The following is a 17,317-nucleotide window of genomic DNA, read 5'->3' as shown; positions in this document are numbered from 1 at the left end:
GCCGAGTGTTGGGGCAAGAGCCCTTTGGTTACTTTGGGGCTTTTCCAAAGTGACCCGCCGTAAGGGCGGAACCCTAACCAGCCGTTACCGCAGCAACGGATATGTACACCCACAAACAGGGCCAACCCCATGAGCCTGCTCCCCTACACCTGGGCCAAATCCCACCGCATCCTCCTGCGCCCCGCAGAGCAAGGCCTGCTCCTGACCATCTGCCCCTCAACCCCCGGCTGGTCCATCAGCGAGGTCCAGCGCCAATTCGGGCACACCGCCCTCGAACACATCCGCGACGACGAACTCGACTGCCTGCTCACCAGCGCCTACGCCGACACCGGCAGCGCCGCCGCCGTGGTGGGTGCGGCTGAAAATGAAGTCGACCTCGACCGCCTGATGCAAGACATGCCCGAAGTCACCGACCTGCTCGACACCCAGGACGGCGCGCCCGTCATCCGCATGATCAACGCCTTGCTCACCCAGGCCGCCCGCGACGAAGCCAGCGACATCCACATCGAGCCCTACGAAACCCATTCCGTGGTGCGCTACCGCGTCGATGGCACCCTGCGTGACGTCGTCTCACCGCGCAAGGCGCTGCATGGCGCGCTGGTGTCGCGGATCAAGATCATGGCCCAGCTCGACATCGCCGAAAAACGCTTGCCGCAGGACGGGCGCATCGCTTTGCGCGTCGCCGGGCGCCCCATCGATATTCGCGTGTCCACGGTGCCCACCGGGCATGGCGAGCGCGTGGTGATGCGCCTGCTCGACAAACAGGCCGGGCGCTTGCAGCTGGAAACCCTCGGTATGGAGCCTCAACTGCTCGCACGCCTCGACACGCTGATCCGCCAGCCCCACGGCATCGTGCTGGTCACCGGGCCCACCGGCAGCGGCAAGACCACCAGCCTCTACGCGGCGCTGGCGCGGCTGGATGCGAGCACCAGCAATATCCTCACCGTGGAAGACCCGGTGGAATACGATCTGCCGGGCATCAGCCAGATCCAGGTCAACGCCAAGATCGACATGACCTTCGGCCTCGCGTTGCGGGCGATTTTGCGTCAGGACCCGGACATCATCATGATCGGCGAGATCCGCGACCTGGAGACCGCGCAAATCGCTGTGCAGGCCTCGCTCACCGGCCACCTGGTGCTGGCCACCTTGCACACCAACGACGCGGTGTCGGCGGTCAACCGCCTGATCGACATGGGCGTTGAGCCGTTCCTGCTGGCTTCGTCGTTGCTCGGCGTTTTGGCCCAGCGCTTGGTGCGGCGCCTGTGCCCGCATTGTAAACAGGAAGACCCGGCCGCACCCGGCACCTGGCGCCCGGTGGGTTGCGCGCAGTGCAACCAGGTCGGCTACAGCGGGCGCACCGGCATCCATGAACTGTTCTGCGTCGACGATGACGTGCGCAGCCTGATCCACAACGGCGCCGGGGAGCAGGATTTGCGCCTCGCCGCACGCCGCGCCGGCATGTTTAGCATGCGTGAAGACGGCGAGCGCTGGGTGCGCAGCGGCGCCACCGCGCCCGAAGAAATCCTGCGTGTGACACGGGACGCCTGATGAATCGCTATCGCTATGAGGCCGCCGATGCCAGCGGAAAAATCGAGGCGGGGCATGTCGAGGCCGACAGCCAGAGCGCAGCCTTTGCCACCTTGCGGGGGCGAGGCCTGACCGCACTGCTGGTGAAAATCGAAGGGCATCAGCAGACGGCGGCAGGCAGCAGCCTGTTCAGCGCCAAGCTGTCGGACAACGACCTGGCCTGGGCCACGCGCCAGCTGGCCAGCCTGCTCGGTGCCAGCTTGCCATTGGAAGCGGCGCTGAGTGCAACGGTGGAGCAGGCCGAGAAAAAACACATTGCCCAGACGCTGAGCGCCGTGCGCGCCGATGTGCGCGGCGGCATGCGCCTGGCGGATGCGCTGGCAGCACGGCCACGGGATTTTCCGTCGATCTACCGCGCGTTGATCGCGGCGGGGGAGGAGTCCGGCGACCTGGCCCAGGTGATGGAGCGCCTGGCTGACTACATCGAAGAACGCAACAATTTGCGCGGCAAGATCATGACCGCGTTTATCTACCCCGGTGTGGTGGGGCTGGTGTCCATCGGCATTGTGATTTTCCTGCTCAGCTACGTGGTGCCCCAGGTGGTCAGCGCGTTTTCCCAGGCACGTCAGGATTTGCCGGGGCTGACCCTGGCGATGCTCAACGCGAGTGATTTCATCCGCGCCTGGGGCTGGTTGTGTTTTGCCGGGATCGTGGGTGGTTTCTGGGGTTGGCGCCTCTACCTGCGTAACCCCGTGGCGCGGTTGAACTGGCACAGTCGCGTACTGCGTTTGCCGCTGATCGGGCGTTTCGTGCTGGGCCTGAACACCGCGCGGTTTGCCTCCACCCTGGCGATCCTCGGCGGTGCCGGTGTGCCGTTACTGCGCGCACTGGAAGCGGCGCGCCAGACGTTGTCCAACGACCGCCTCAGCCAATCCGTCAACGACGCCACCGCCAAGGTGCGCGAAGGCGTCAACCTGGCCCCGGCGCTGGCGCAGGAAAAGGTCTTTCCGCCAGTGCTGATTCACCTGATCGCCAGCGGCGAAAAAACCGGCTCGCTGCCGCCGATGCTTGAGCGAGCCGCGCAGACCTTGTCGCGGGACATCGAGCGTCGCGCCATGGGCATGACGGCCTTGCTGGAACCGCTGATGATCGTGGTGATGGGCGCCGTGGTGCTGGTGATCGTGATGGCGGTGCTGCTGCCGATCATTGAAATCAACCAACTGGTCACCTAAGCCACCCGGCCCACCTCGGGTTCCTTGTTCTGTCATTTTCCGGTCGTCATCACACGGCCTGCGTGGCTTGCAGCGCAGGGGGGTAAAACCGTGCTGAAACCTCGCTGTCACCTGTGCCCAAAACCGCTCAAAACCATGACCGAAACACCCGAGAATCTTTTTCAAAATCAAGCCCTTCCTCCCGAGGTTTTTTCCTTTTGCTGTCATCGCAGGCTGCGAAATTCCCTACCCATGGCCTCACCCCTCGCCACCCCCGGAACACGGCTTGGGACCGGAGCCATGGCGTCATGCAAGAGCCATCTACCCCAAACGTACAAACACGACGAAAGGAGATTCTTCATGTTTAAGCGCACTATGATCGCGGCCTCTTTGGCGGTTGCAGCACTGGCTTCGGCCCAATCCATGGCCGCAGTGGTCGGCGGCGGTGCCACCCTGCCGGAAAAACTCTACGGCACCACGACCGGTACTGGCATCCTCGCGTCCTCCATCCCGGGTTTTAACGCCTACATCGGCGTTGGCAGCGGCGACGGCAAGAAGGCCTTCTTCGGTAACGATTCGACCAAGCTGAAACTGGCCGCCGGCATCAACGTTGACTATGCAGGCAGCGACTCGATCGTCAGCGCTACGGAGCTGGCCGCTTACAACGCTGACACCGTCAAGGGCAGCGCCGCCTTCGGCCCACTGATTCAGGTTCCGGCTGCAGCCACTTCGGTGACTGTGCCTTACCACATCAATGGCAAAACCTCGCTCAAACTCACCAGTGTTCAACTGGCCAACATCTTCGCCGGTGTGACTAAAAACTGGAACGAAGTGTTGTTTGACGGCGTTGCCGGTCCGAACCTGCCGATCAAAGTGGTTTACCGTACTGAAACCAGCGGCACTACCGAAATTCTGACGACTCACCTCAAGGCCGTCAGCGGTACGTTGTTGCCTGCTGCCAGCAACAGCTTCGCCACGGCTGTCGGTTTCAACCCGGCCGTCAACCCACCTGCCGGTACCAACTACATCGGCGTGGTTGGCAGCCAGGGCGTTGCCACCGCTGTTGCCGACGCCAACAACAACGGCGCCATCGGCTACGTCAGCCCGGACTACGCACAGTTCAACGACGCCTCTGCTGTCGCTTCGATCAACGGCGCACTGCCTACCGAAGTCAACGTGCAAGTTACCCTCGATACTGTTGCGCCACCGGCTCTGGGCACCAATGACGCCAAAGATCCGTTGAAATGGGTGCCGACGTTTGCCAACCCGACCGCAGGCTACCCGATCGTGGGCTACACCAACCTGGTGTTCAGCCAGTGCTACAAAGACACCACCGACACCGCACGTATCCGTAACTTCCTGAACCGCCACTACACCGGCGTGAACAACGCAGCGGTCAGCAGCCACTCGTTCATTCCGTTGTCCGCCACCTGGCAGAAAGCTGTCCACGACAACTTCTACGCCACCACCAGCACCTTGCGTCTGGGTGATACCAACGTCTGCAACGGCATTGGTCGTCCGCAGTAAGACCCCGTCTCGACAGGGTTAGCACCACGACCGGCAATGACTTCGCGTCATTGCCGGTTTTGTCGTTTTCCCGCCGGACCGGCCAGTTGAACCGCAGCACATGAACATTGTGTGACATCAGTTCGGTCGCGCCCTCCGGCAACCGCCTTAAGCAATAACCACAACACGTGGCCGCGCAGTGTTTGCGCGCCCGTCGTTCGCCTGCCCCGTCAAAAGGACCTGTAAGTGATGCGTTCCCGACTGAAGCTGCCTGCCAACCGCGCCGCCAAGGTGCCTGCTACCGCAGGTCAAGTGTTGCTCCTCAAACCCTTGGCCCAGGTCATTGCGCTGCTGGTGTTTGCCGGTAGCGCGCATGCGGCGCAGCCTCAGGCGTTCAGTTCGGGCTGGTTTGCCGCCAAAGGCGCGGCGCAGGCTGCCGGCACTGCACGTCCGGGTGTGGTAGCGCCGGGAACGCCGCCACCGTTGTCCCAGCAGCAGCGCGGGAATGAGCAGCTGCAGCGCTCCCTGCAAAACCTCAACACCAGCGTGGCGGCGATTGCCGCGCAACAGGCCGCGCAGGCGGCGGCCAGAAGCACTGCCAGTGCAGGGCCGCAGTCCATTCACAACGGCCTGGGCGGCAATGGCTTGAACGCGGTGATCGGTGCAGACGGCAAGCCACTGTTCGTCAACGCCGAGGGGCCGGTGCAGACCGACGCCAACGGCAAAACGCTGGTGTCGATCAAGCAGACGGCCGACAAGGCGATCCTCAACTGGCAAACCTTCAACGTGGGTCGCGACACCACCGTGCAGTTCCAGCAGAACAGCGATTGGGCTGTGCTCAACAAGATCAACAACAGCACTGCGCCGAGCCAGATCCAGGGGGCAATCAAGGCCGACGGCACGGTGATGATCATCAACGGCAACGGCGTGGTGTTCAGCGGTAGCAGCCAGGTTAACGTGCGTAATCTGGTGGCGGCGGCCACGGGGTTCACGGATGAGCAGTTCACCGCCAGGGGGTTGTACAGCTCAAGCACTACCGCACCGAGTTTCACTCAAGCCGCCGGCAACGTGACGGTCGAGCGCGGCGCGCAGATCCAGACCCAGGTGCCCGCCACCTCCACCGCCGGTGGCGGTTATGTGCTGCTGCTCGGCAAAGAGGTGGAGAACGCCGGCAGCATTTCCACCGCGCGCGGCCAGACCACGCTGGCGGCGGGCGACAGCTTTGTGATCAAGAAGGGCTACAGCACCGACGGTAATGTCACGTCCACGACGCGCGGCAATGAAGTCAGCGTCACGGGCAGCGGCAAGGCCAGCAACAGCGGGTTGATCCAGGCCTCCACCGGTGACATCACCCTGACCGGCCAGCAGGTGCTGCAAAACGGTGTGCTGCTCTCCAGCACCTCGGTGGACGCCCGCGGCACGCTGCATTTGAAAGGCACGGGGAACAACGCCAGCGTGACCTTGGGCGAGGGCAGCCTCAGCGCGATTGTGCTCGATACCAGCAATGCCCTCGACGGCCAGCGTGCCGGGTTGCTCACACCGTCGGTTGACCAGGCCGGCAACGTAGTGCCGGCTGACCTCTACCGCCGCGACCAATCCCTGGTGGAGATCACCAGCGACGGCACTGTGGATTTTCGCAACGGCTCGTTGACCCTGGCCACCGGCGGCCAGGTGGGCGTCAAGGCCGCGCAACGCACCTTGGTGCGCGACGGCGCGGTGATCGATGTCTCCGGCGCCATCGGGGTCAAGTTGGCGATGGAGTCCAACAGCGTCAAGGTCAACATCCAGGGCAACGAGCAGCGCGATGCGGCGGGCAACCGTGACAGCAAGGCGCTCAACAACAACGATGTATGGGTGGATGTGCGCGACCTGATTTTTGTACCGGCCGGCACCAACGGTTATGCCACTGACCGTTGGTACACCGCCGGCGGCCTGCTGGAGGTGGGCGGTTATCTGGGCACCCGCAACCATGGCATTGGCGAGTGGATGGCCCAGGGCGGCACGGTGACCTTCAGCGGCAAGGACGTGGTCACCCAGAACGGCTCGCAGATCAACCTGTCGGGCGGCACCCTCGATGTGCAGGCGGGCAAGGTCAAGCAAACCTGGCTCAAAGGCCCGGACGGGCGTTTGTATGAGCTGTCCAGCGCACCCGGGGACCTGCTCTATAGCGGGATCTACAAGGGTTACGAAGACCACAGCCAGCGCTGGGGCGTGACCGACTATTACTACAACCCGTTGATCGCACCCCGTGAACGCAGCGAGGCCGGTTACACCGTGGGCCGCGATGCCGGGCGCCTGGTCGTCAGTACCTCCAGCGCAGTGCTGGAGGGGCAGATTGTCGGCGACACCTACCAGGGCGATCGCCAGACTCAGGCTGCACAAAAGGGCCTGGACGGTTACCTGCAGTCGCAAAAAGCCGTGGCGCGGGGCGCCGCATTGATGGTCGGCAGCTATGTGCCGTATTACGTCAAGGACAGCGCGCAGTTGCAGTACGCCCTGGGCGCGGATGCCAACACGGTGAAGAACGTGGTGCTGGGGCCGCGCGCGGCGGCCATTGCCGCCGGGTTGGACGTGAACAGCGTGTTGCCGGCCGAGCGGGCGGCCACGCTGTATCTGGACAACGACGCCTTGAACGCGGCGAAACTGGGGGCGATCAACATCGCCAGCACTGGCTCGATTCTGGTCAATGGCGCACTGGAAGTGGCCCCGGCCGGTGATATCACGCTGTACGGTCCGAAGGTGGAGGTGAATGCCAACCTCACCGCGCATTCCGGCAGCCTGCAATTGGGCAACGTCCTTACCCAGATCACCCCGACCGGCAAGAACGACGTGACCCTGGGCGGTCGTGGCAGCTTGACGGTCAACAGCGGCGTGTCCCTGGACACTCGCGGTCTGTGGAGCAACCAGCTGTTGAACGTGGACGATGGCAGCCGGTTGCCCTACCTCAACGGCGGTCGCGTGGCCTTGCGCAGCAGCGGCGATGTGACACTGGCGGCGGGCAGCCGGGTGGACGTGTCTTCCGGTGCGGCACTGGATGCCAGGAATCAGCTGGTCGGCGGCAAGGGCGGCGACCTGACGCTGGCGGCGAACGCAAACAGTGCAGACAGCCGGGGCAACCTGGTGCTCAATGGCGAGTTGCTCGGGTATGGGGTCAATGGCGGCGGGCGCCTGAGTGTGCAGGCCGGCAAGGTGTTGATCAGCGATGAAGCTGCCGCACCCCGGGCCGGTACCCTGCAACTGGGCAGCGGGTTCTTCAACAAGGGCTTCGGCGCCTATGACATCACCGGCAATGAAGGTTTGCTCGTCGCCGACGGGGCGCAGGTCAATGTGACTGCGCCGGTGTACCGCCTCAATGACGCCGCGCAAAACGTGGCGAGCGGCGCGGACCCGCGCACGGCATTGCAAGCCTGGACCCCACCGCAATACCGTGAGAACCCCACCCGGCATCAGTTGACCACACGTCAAGGTGCGAGCCTGAGCCTGCAGGCCGGCACCGCGCTGTCCACCGCCGCGCAGATGGCGACGGTGCAGGCGCGTATCGGCCAGGGCGCGGTGATCAACGTTGACCCAGGCCAGTCCATCAGTGTGCGCAGTATTGGCCAGTTGACCGTGGACGGTACGTTGAATGCCTGGGGCGGCAACATCACCCTGGGCGGCGTGAGTGTGCAGCCTGGCGTCTCTGATGGTGTTGAGGCCAAGGGGCACGACCGCTCGATCTGGGTGGGTGAACACGCCGTACTGGATGTGGCCGCACGGGCGGCGACGGCTGTCGACAGCCTTGGCCGACGCTACGGCCTGGTGGGGCAAGGCGGCACTATCGTGATCGGCGGCGTGATCGACCCGGCCACCGGCATTGCCAGTGCCGCCAACCTGTTCGTGGTGGTGCGCGAAGGCGCACGCCTGGACGCCTCTGGCAGCCAGGCGCTGCTGGACTTGGCCGATGCGGGTTCGAGTGTTGTCGCCAGCCGTGGCGGCAGCATTTCTCTGGCCTCCAATAATGGCCTGTACCTGGACGGTTCGTTCAGGGCCAACAGCGGCGGCACCGGTGCGGCCGGTGGCAGCCTGAACGTTGCGTTGGAAGCGCCGTTGTACGTCGACTCGGCCGCTGCCCGTGTGCGCCAGGCCCGTGAGCTGATCGTCAGTGCCGCGGATTCGGGCACACCGTTACCGGCGGGCAGCACGCCCGATGCGGTGGCGGGCGGCCTGGCTTACGGCCACGGCCGGTTGACGGTCGGCCAGGTTAACGCCGGTGGTTTCGACAATGTGTCGCTGCTGAGCAATGGTTTGATCAGCTTCGACGGCGACGTGTCGCTGCGAATGGGGCAAAGCCTGAGCCTGTATTCAGGTGCCCTGGCCTTGACCGATGGTGCAGCCCGGCAGTCCCGCGTATTGCTGGCGGCACCCTACGTGCGCCTGGCCGGGGTCGGTAACAACAATAGCGGTACCGACAGCGCAGTGCGCCCGACGGTCCAGGGCGGGGTTTCCACACAAGACTCGGCAGGAAGCTTGAGGGTTGAGGCCGCGAACGTGCTGGATGTGCGTGACAGCGTCAACTTCGGCGCCCATGCCGAGCGCACCAAGGCGTTGGCCAACGGTGTGGACCGACGTGCCTTTGACCAGGCGCAGTTGATCAGCCAGGGGGACATGCGCTTTCTGGCCCGCAGCACCGACAAGACTAAAACCGCCTTGACCACCCAGGCCGACCTTGACCTTGTGGCCGCGCAGATTTATCCGGCCACCGGGGCCGTTGCACAGGTGACGGCCGGCAACACCGGAGGCGACTTCGACCCGACGCGTACGTTGCGCATCGGCCGGGTCGGCACGACGGCGCCGGCGCAACCGTACTCAGTGTTTGGCAGCTTGTCGCTGAACGCCTCGACCATTGAGCAGGGCGGTGTGCTGCGCGCGCCGATGGGCAGCCTCACCCTGGGCGTGGACGGGGGCATCACTCGCACGACCAAAGTGATCAACCTGCTGCCGGGCAGCCTGACCTCCGTCAGCGCCGGTGGGCTGGTGCTGCCGTATGGCGGAACCGTCGACGGTGTGACCTGGCGATACGACGGCCAGCAGGTGGAACTGCTGGGCGTCGGCGGCACCCGCAGCACCGGCAATATGGCGGTGGGTGTGGAGCTGGCGGGGCGTTCACTGAATGTGCAGCAAGATGCGGTGCTGGACCTTTCCGGCGGCGGGCAATTGCTCGGCGCGGCGTTCATTTCCGGGCGCGGCGGCTCCACCGATGCGCGCTACAACCCCTTGGTACAAATGGGCACGGACGGGCGCTTCAGCTTGCCGGGGCTGGCCACCAACCCGATCTACGCGATTGTTCCCGGAAACCAGCCGGGCGTGGCGCCCAGTGGGGGGGAAGCGGGGGCGACGCAGCCGCTGGTCGGGCAGCAAATAGCTATCGGGGCCGGTGTTCCCGGCCTGCCGGCGGGCACCTACACCTTGCTGCCGTCCACTTACGCCTTGTTGCCGGGGGCGTTTCGGGTGGAAGTCAACGGGTTGGCTGCGCCGCTCGCCAGCGGCTCGATGCGCGGCGCCTCGGTCATGAACAACGGTTCCTGGTCAACCGAGGGCGTGTTGTCAGTCGCCGGCACCGGCATCCGTGACAGTTTGTCGAGCCAGGTGATCGTCACGCCGGCCGCTGTATTGCGCCAATATTCCCAGTACAACGAAACCGCCTACGCCGACTTTGTGCGGGCCGATGCTGCCCGACTGGGTGTGCCACGCGCGGCGCTTGAAGCCGATGCCAAAACCCTGAAATTGCGTCTGGTGGAAGGCCAAAAAGACCTGGGGTTCAGCTTTGACGGTGAGGGGCGGTTCAAACCGGCGGAGGGCGGGTTTGGTGCCACTGTGTCGGTATTGTCCGGCGGCGACATCGAGGTGCTTTCCGATACCGCAAAGGCCAGCGTTGCCGGGTCAATGGTGTCGGTACGGGCGAGTGACTTGAACGCCTTGGGGGCTGCCCGTTTGGTGGTGGGCGGTGAAATGACGGTGGTGTATGGCCAGGGCGGCAATTTTGTCAGGTCGGACATGGCGGCAACCACGGCCAGTTCGGTCACCGTGCGCCAAGGCGCGACCCTGGCAGCGCCGGAAGTGTTCCTGGTGTCGGGCAGGCCCGGGGGCGCCATTGAAGTCGAGAGCGGTGCATCGATCAATACCCTGGGGCGCGGCAAGGCGGCCTACGACTCGGATGACGGTTTTATCTACCGGCCGGGTAACCGCAGCGTGTTGGCCGTCTCCAACGGGCGTTTACAGATGTTGGCGCCGGTCAACGGTGAGGGGGTTATCGGGCCGGGCAGCATCCTTATCGGCCAATGCAAGCCAGGTGCTTGCGGCGGTGATACATCGCTTTATTCCGAGGGCTCGATTGTTTTTGCCACCACCAACCGTTTTGCTCTGGACGACAGCGCACGCTACGGCACCCGCCATCTGGCACTGGCGGTGGGCGGGATCAACGTCGGCAGTACGGCGGCACTGGCCGACGCCGCCGCGCGTGGCGTGTTGCCGTCGGGCTTGACCCTTAATCAACAAGTGCTGGACCGCCTGCTGCGTGGCGATACCACGAACGGCGCGCCCGCCCTGCAAAGCCTGGCGCTGACCGCCGGGCAATCCTTGAATTTTTACGGCAGTGCCAGCCTCAGTACCCTCGACAGTTCGGGCAAGTCGCTGCTTGATGAACTGATGCTGACCACACCGGCAATCTATGGGTATGGCGCCGCGAGCGACGTGGCGCTGATCCAGACCGGCACCCTGGTGTGGGGCGGCGACGTCAGTGCACCGCCGGCCGTGATCAGCGGTGGCGCAGGCACCGGCAGCGGCACCCTGCAAGTACAGGCCCGGCGTATCGCGTTCGGCTATGGCCGCGATGCCCAGCCCGACAGCCTGGCCAATAACGGGCGCATGGCCTTGGGCTTTGCCAACGTCAACCTCAATGCCAGCGAGCGCATCACCGCCAACCACAAAGGCAGCCTGACGGTGTACCAGGCTCAAGGTGCCTATGAAGCCGGCAAGGGCTTTGCCTACAGCGGCGGTAACCTGAACATCAGCACGCCGTTGCTGACCGGCGAAGCCGGGTCGGTGAACCGTATCACGGCCGGTGGCAACGTGACGGTAAAGGCCCCGGCGAGCGGCGCGGCACCGGTGGAAGCGGCGGCTATTGACGCCTTGGGCGCCGAGTTGCAGCTGGCCGGGCACAACGTGGCCCTGGACACTTCGGTGGTGCTGCCCAGCGGCAAGCTGTCCTTGAGCGCCGATGAAGAACTCACCCTGGGCGCGGCCTCACGCCTGGACCTCAGTGGGCGCAAGGTGCAGCTCAACGATGTGAGCAAGTACAGCTGGGGCGGCGATGTGAGCCTGGAAAGCCGCCGTGGCAACATCCACCAGGCGGCAGGCTCGCTGATCGACCTGTCCGCCCAATTCAACCAGGGTGGTTTGCTCAAGGCCGTGGCGGTGGACGCCGGTGCGGGCCATGTCGACCTGCAAGGGCAGATTCGCGCCGGCAGCAGCGGCTATTACGATGCCGGCGGCACCCTGGTGCCCTACAAGGCCGGTGGCGTCGACATCCGCGCCGGGCAGTTGGGGGATTTCGTCGCCTTGAACCAGCGCTTGAACCAGGGGCAGGTATTCGGTTCGCGCAGCTTCCAGCTCAAGCAGGGCGACCTGGTGATTGGCGATGAACTCAAGGCCAACCAAATCAATGTCTCGGTGGATAACGGCAGCCTGACGGTGGTGGGCACTGTCGATGCCAGTGGCGAGCGGGTCGGCAGCATTCGCCTGGCCGGCAAACAGGGCCTGACCCTGGCCGGCAGCGCGGTACTGGACGCCCATGGCACAGCGTTGCGGGTCGACAGTTACGGCAAGATCATCGATGCGCCAAACCGGGCAGTGGTCGAACTCAACAGCGGTGACGGGCAATTGACCCTGGCCGATGGGGTGCGCATCGACCTGCGCCATGGTACGGCGGCTATTTTGGGCAGTGGCCGTGGGCAATACGATGGCGTGGCCCGCGGCACCCTGGAGCTGAACGCGCCACGGCTCAATGCCAATGACGTGGCCATCGATGCGAGTGGGCGGATCAACGTTCAGGGCGCCCGTTCCATCGCGGTCAACGCGGTGGCCCGCTACACCGATGCACCGGTGGGCACCGCCCCTTCGGCCAGTGGCCGGCCGTACCAGGTGATCGACCAGAATTACCTGAAGCAGAAACACGACCTTGCTCAAACCTTTATCAACAACGCCTTGAGCAACACCGGGTTGATGCAGGGCAAGCTCGCGGGCTTGAACAACAGCCGTTACAGCGAGGCCTTCCACTTGCGCCCGGGTGTGGAAATCGTCACGCCGGGCGACCTGGTGGTCAGCGGCGACCTGGACCTGTCCGGTTTCCGTTATGCCAGCGTCAACCCCAACACGCCGAAGACCTCGGTGTACGGTTCGGGCGAAGTGGGCAGCCTGGTGGTGCGTACCGGTGGCAACCTGAATGTGTACGGCAGCATCAACGACGGCTTTGCGCCGCCCCCCACGACACCAGACGATAACGGTTGGGTGTTGACGCCCGGCGTGCAAGGCTTCGGCGCCGATGTAATCGTGCCCGGCCCTGGCGTGGTCCTCGCTAATGGCAGTGCGTTCCCTACGGGCAAGACCCTCAACTATCCATTGCCGATCCAGGCCACCACCCTGGCGCAGGGCACCGTGTTGCCGACCCGGGGTGTCCTCGATGCCCCCCTGACCTTACCGGCCAATACCGTGTTGAGCGCGGCGGTGCACGACGCCTCCGGCAACGTGCTGTATGCCGCCGGTACGTTGCTGCAACAACCTGTGGTGCTGGCCGCCGGCACGCAACTGGAGGCCGGCACGGTGCTGGCGGGTGCCGCTTCGCTGCGCGCCATGACTTGGCCGGCGGGTGTACCGTTGCCCAGCCGGGGTGCCGTGACGGGCAGTGCGACCGACGGTGTGTTACTGGCCGGCGACCTGGCGCTCAAGGTGGGCGCGCTGATTCCTTACGGCACGGACGTGAAGTTGCCCAATGGTGCGGTGTCGGTGCCGTTGCGCACGGTGACCGGCGCCACTGCGCGCCAGAACTGGGCGGTGGCGCCGATGCTAGCCGAGGGTTCGCAGTCGTGGTCGTTGCGGCTGGTGTCGGGTGCCGATACCCAGGCCGCCGACACGCGGGCGATCCAGCCGGCCTTTGCGGGCGACCTGACGCTGGCTGACACCCACTACGGCATTTACGAAACGCACGAGAAAATCATCGTGCCGGGGCAACCGGCCCGGCCGGGCGGGGCCTGGTACTGGAGTGACTTTGCCGCCGAGCTGTTCGGTGTCGAGGCGGGTACGCCGGTGCCGGAGTCCGAGTGGGGCTCGTGTGATGAGCCGGACATGTGTGTTCGCGTCAAATATGTGTGGAGCGACCTCGCCGAGCTCTTCGGCTTTGTTCCCGGCCAGCCGGTTTCGCCTCAGGACGAAGCTGAATGCAGTGACCCGGACCTGTGCGTGTCCCTGGGTGAACCGGTTCCGGCGATACCCGAGAAGATCACCATCGGCGATGTGAAAAAGGTTTCGCCCGTGGGCCAGCACTTCAGCGTGCTGCGCACCGGTACAGGGGATCTGGACCTGATCGCCGCCGGCAACGTGTCGATGCAATCACCCTACGGCGTATACACCGCGGGCGCCTCCAGCGCTTCGCGCGCAGGCAATGCTGCCGCCGACTTCGACCGGGCCCGCGCCACCGTGGCGGATGGCACGGTACTGGGCAGTGCGGCCAAGGCCTATGAAAGCCTGGTCGATAAAAACAGCCCTTACGCCGCCTGGTATCCCGACGGGGGCGGCAATGTGTTGCTGCGCACGGGCGGCAGCCTGACCGGCGACGTGTGGACGCCGCTCACCAACAACGCCATGCCCAACGACGGCCGTGTGCAACTCAACAGCGCGAACCTGGGTAACTGGCTGTGGCGCCAGGGTACGGGCAACACGGCGGGTGTGACGCCCATCCCGACCAGTTGGTGGGTCAACTTCGGCACTTACGTGAAGGGCGACAGTGGTGCCAACCAGTATTTCGAGGACGTTGCGCAGATAAACCTGCTACCGCGCCTGGTGGGGTTCACGGGAGTGGGCACTTTGGGCGGCGGCAATTTGACCCTCGATCTGGGCAGCGATGGCGGCATGCAGGCTCGCCGTGGTTCTCCCGACGGCGGGCGGGCACCCCGCAGCGAGGCGCTGGTGTTGGCCGTGGGCAGTACCGGGCGGATGGTTGACGGGCAATTGCTGCTCACAGGCGGTGGCGACCTGGATGTGCGTATGGGCGGGGATTTGAACCCGGGGTTGGACGCGCGTGCAACGCGACCGAATGCCGCCAGCGTGTCGTCAGGCGACTTCAAGGCAGAAACCCTCAGCCTCAATGGTGTGTTCACCAACTTGCGCGGCGCTTTGAACCTGCAGGCAGGAAGCCTGGGGGGCATTGCCTTGAACTATGGTGGAATCCGTGGAAATCAGGACGCCAAGGACACGCGGGCCTATTCGCCCTACACCGCCAGCCTGGGCACGGCCACCGGCGGGATTACGCTGATGCTGGGCGACGCCACGGCCAGCCTGTCGACCCGTGGTGACCTGGTGTTGGCGGGGGCCGGCGACCCTGGGCGTGTCTCCAGCGAAAATAGCCAGGCGTTCAATTACAACGGCCAGAACTATGGCAATGGGACCACCTGGTTTTCGCTGTGGACCGAGCGTACCGCCATCGACCTGTTCTCCGCAGGTGGCAGCTTGACGCCTAGCGTGCAGAGCGTGTCGCTTAGCCCGGGTGGCAATGCTGATCCTTTGAAGAAGCAGAATTACTCGAGTACCGATGGGCGTTTTATTTTCCCTTCCAAACTCGGCGTGGTCGCCGCCAACGGCAATATCTACCTCGGTGCGTCTGCGCTGGGCGTCGGCCCGCAGCCCAACAATCCGGCGTATTCGCTGTTGCTGGCGCCGTCGAGCAACGGGCGTTTGGCAATGTTGGCCGGGGATTCAATCTACGCCAGTGGCTACGCCGTCAACCAGTCCGGTGACAGCCTGGCGTCGATACCGACGCCTTTCGCGCCAGCCTTTGTCGGCAGGAACGGCACCGGCAACGTCATCGACAACCTGGGCAGTGATGCGATGCAGGACGACTTTTCCCTGTTTGCCTTGCGCAGCCTGACTGACCTTGCACGCCCGGGCGCGCAGGCAGAGCCGGCCAGGTTCTACGCACGCCAAGGCGATATCGTCGGCTTGCGCAGTGGTGAAATCATCACGTTCAACGGCGCTCGGCAGGGGCAGGTCCGCTATGAATCTGCAGGCCCGGTCTGGATGCGGGCGGGGCGTGACATTGTCAGTTCAGGCACCTACCTGGGGCAGCCGACGGTGTTCCCTGCGCTGCTGGGCAATAACGGCAATTACAGCGGCGAGAGCAGCGGCAATGTGTTCGTTCACAACCGCCCTGAGGATGTGTCGGTGGTGTCGGCCGGGCGCGACATTGTGTACAGCAGCTTCAACGTTGCCGGCCCCGGCACGCTGGAAGTCAGTGCCGGGCGCAACCTGTTGATGGAAGACAAAGCCTCCATCACAAGCCTGGGGCCGGTGGCTGCGGGGGACTCCCGGCCGGGCGCGTCCATCGTGCTGGAAGCCGGGGTGGGGCCCAATGGCCTGGATTACCTGAAGTTCGTCACCCCCTACCTGAACCGCGCCAATCAGGCCGTCGAAGGCGTACCCCTGGCCGGGCAGGCCGGCAAGGTGGCGAAAGCCTACGAGGCAGAACTGTTGCAATGGCTCAAGGAACGCTATGCCTTCAGTGGTGATGCCGACCAGGCCCGCGCGTACTTCGCCGGCCTGGGCCCCGAGCAGCAACGCATCTTCGCCCGCTCGGTGTACTTTGCCGAAGTGCGCGAGGGCGGCCGTGAATTCAACCTGGCCGCAGGCCCGCGCGCCGGCAGCTTTGTACGCAGCCGTGCGGCCATCGACGGGTTGTTGCCGGGCAAGGACGTGGCGGGCAATCCGATCGCGTATGACGGCGACATCACCCTGTATGGCGGCGCCGGGGTGCATACCCGGTTTGGCGGCGATATCCAAATGCTCACGCCGGGCGGGCAACAAGTGTTCGGTATCGAGGGGACTGCACCACCGGCCAGTGCCGGCGTGATCACCCAAGGGGCCGGGGATATTCAACTGTATGCCCAGGGCAGCATCCTGCTCGGCCAGAGCCGCATCATGACCACTTTTGGCGGGTCGATTCTGGCCTGGTCCAATGCCGGTGACATCAACGCCGGCCGCGGCTCGAAAACCTCCGTGCTCTACACCCCGCCCAAGCGGGTGTATGACATCTGGGGCAATGTGACCTTGTCGCCCAATGTGCCGAGTTCCGGCGCGGGGATAGCCACCCTGGCCCCAATCGCCGAAGTGCCGGCCGGTGACATCGACCTGTTGGCCCCGGCGGGCACCATCGATGCGGGGGAGGCGGGTATCCGAGTGTCGGGCAACGTCAACATCGCGGCTTTGCGCGTGGTCAACGCGGCCAACATTCAGACCCAGGGCAAGTCGTCCGGTGTGCCGGTATCGGCGACCGTCAACACGGGCGCGATGACTTCGGCCAGTGCGGCGGGGGCGGCGGCGTCCCAGGCGGCGCAAGAGGCGGCGCGCAGTCAGCAGGCGGCGGCGAAGCAGGGCAGGGCGTCGATTGTGACGGTGGAGGTGTTGGGCTTTGGTACCGAGGCGGTGCCGCGTGAGCCAGAGCGCAAGACCTCGGCGTACAACCCGGACAGCCCGGTCCAGGTGCTGGGCGCCGGGCCCCTGAGTGAACAGGCGAGGGCGCGGTTGACGGATGAGGAGCGCCGGCAGATCAGTTTGTAAGGACCTCTCGTTGTAGCTTTGGGGCGATCGGTGATTGCCCCTTTTTTTTGGGTTTGGGTTGGTGTGTATATCCGTTGTTTGGGTGAAGGCTGGTATGGGTTCAGCCCTTACGGCCATGCCTTTCAAGGTCTTTCGGTAGAACAGGCGATAAGTATCCTGTGGTGAGCGGGCTTGCCCCGCGATAGCGGTAGATCAGTGGCAAATGTATTGGC

The 17,317-nt window shown here is 64.7% G+C and carries 4 protein-coding genes; all 4 read left to right on the top strand.

The features are described 5' to 3' along the window. Positions 1 to 129: 129 nt before the first annotated feature. Positions 130 to 1,548 carry a type II secretion system ATPase GspE gene (gspE, locus tag AB4P94_RS24680; RefSeq protein WP_395607910.1) on the top strand — a complete coding sequence of 473 codons (1,419 nt, stop codon included), beginning with the start codon at positions 130 to 132 and terminating at the stop codon, positions 1,546 to 1,548. Beyond that, positions 1,548 to 2,759, top strand: coding sequence for a type II secretion system inner membrane protein GspF (gene gspF, locus AB4P94_RS24675; protein ID WP_395607909.1), 1,212 nt, complete (start codon positions 1,548 to 1,550; stop codon positions 2,757 to 2,759). Before gspE ends, gspF begins: the two co-directional genes overlap by 1 nt. A 339-nt stretch (positions 2,760 to 3,098) precedes the next feature. Further along, positions 3,099 to 4,265: a substrate-binding domain-containing protein gene (locus AB4P94_RS24670; RefSeq protein ID WP_395607908.1), complete on the top strand. Its 1,167-nt coding sequence runs from the start codon at positions 3,099 to 3,101 to the stop codon at positions 4,263 to 4,265. Between the two features lie 228 nt (positions 4,266 to 4,493). Continuing rightward, positions 4,494 to 17,105, top strand: a complete 12,612-nt coding sequence (locus tag AB4P94_RS24665) for a filamentous haemagglutinin family protein (RefSeq protein ID WP_395607907.1) — start codon at positions 4,494 to 4,496, stop codon at positions 17,103 to 17,105. Positions 17,106 to 17,317: the final 212 nt, after the last annotated feature.

This window comes from Pseudomonas sp. B22129 (assembly GCF_044218875.1).
Lineage (GTDB): Bacteria > Pseudomonadota > Gammaproteobacteria > Pseudomonadales > Pseudomonadaceae > Aquipseudomonas.
Note: the sequence above shows the minus strand (reverse complement) of the source record. Positions and strands in the feature narration are given on the sequence as shown.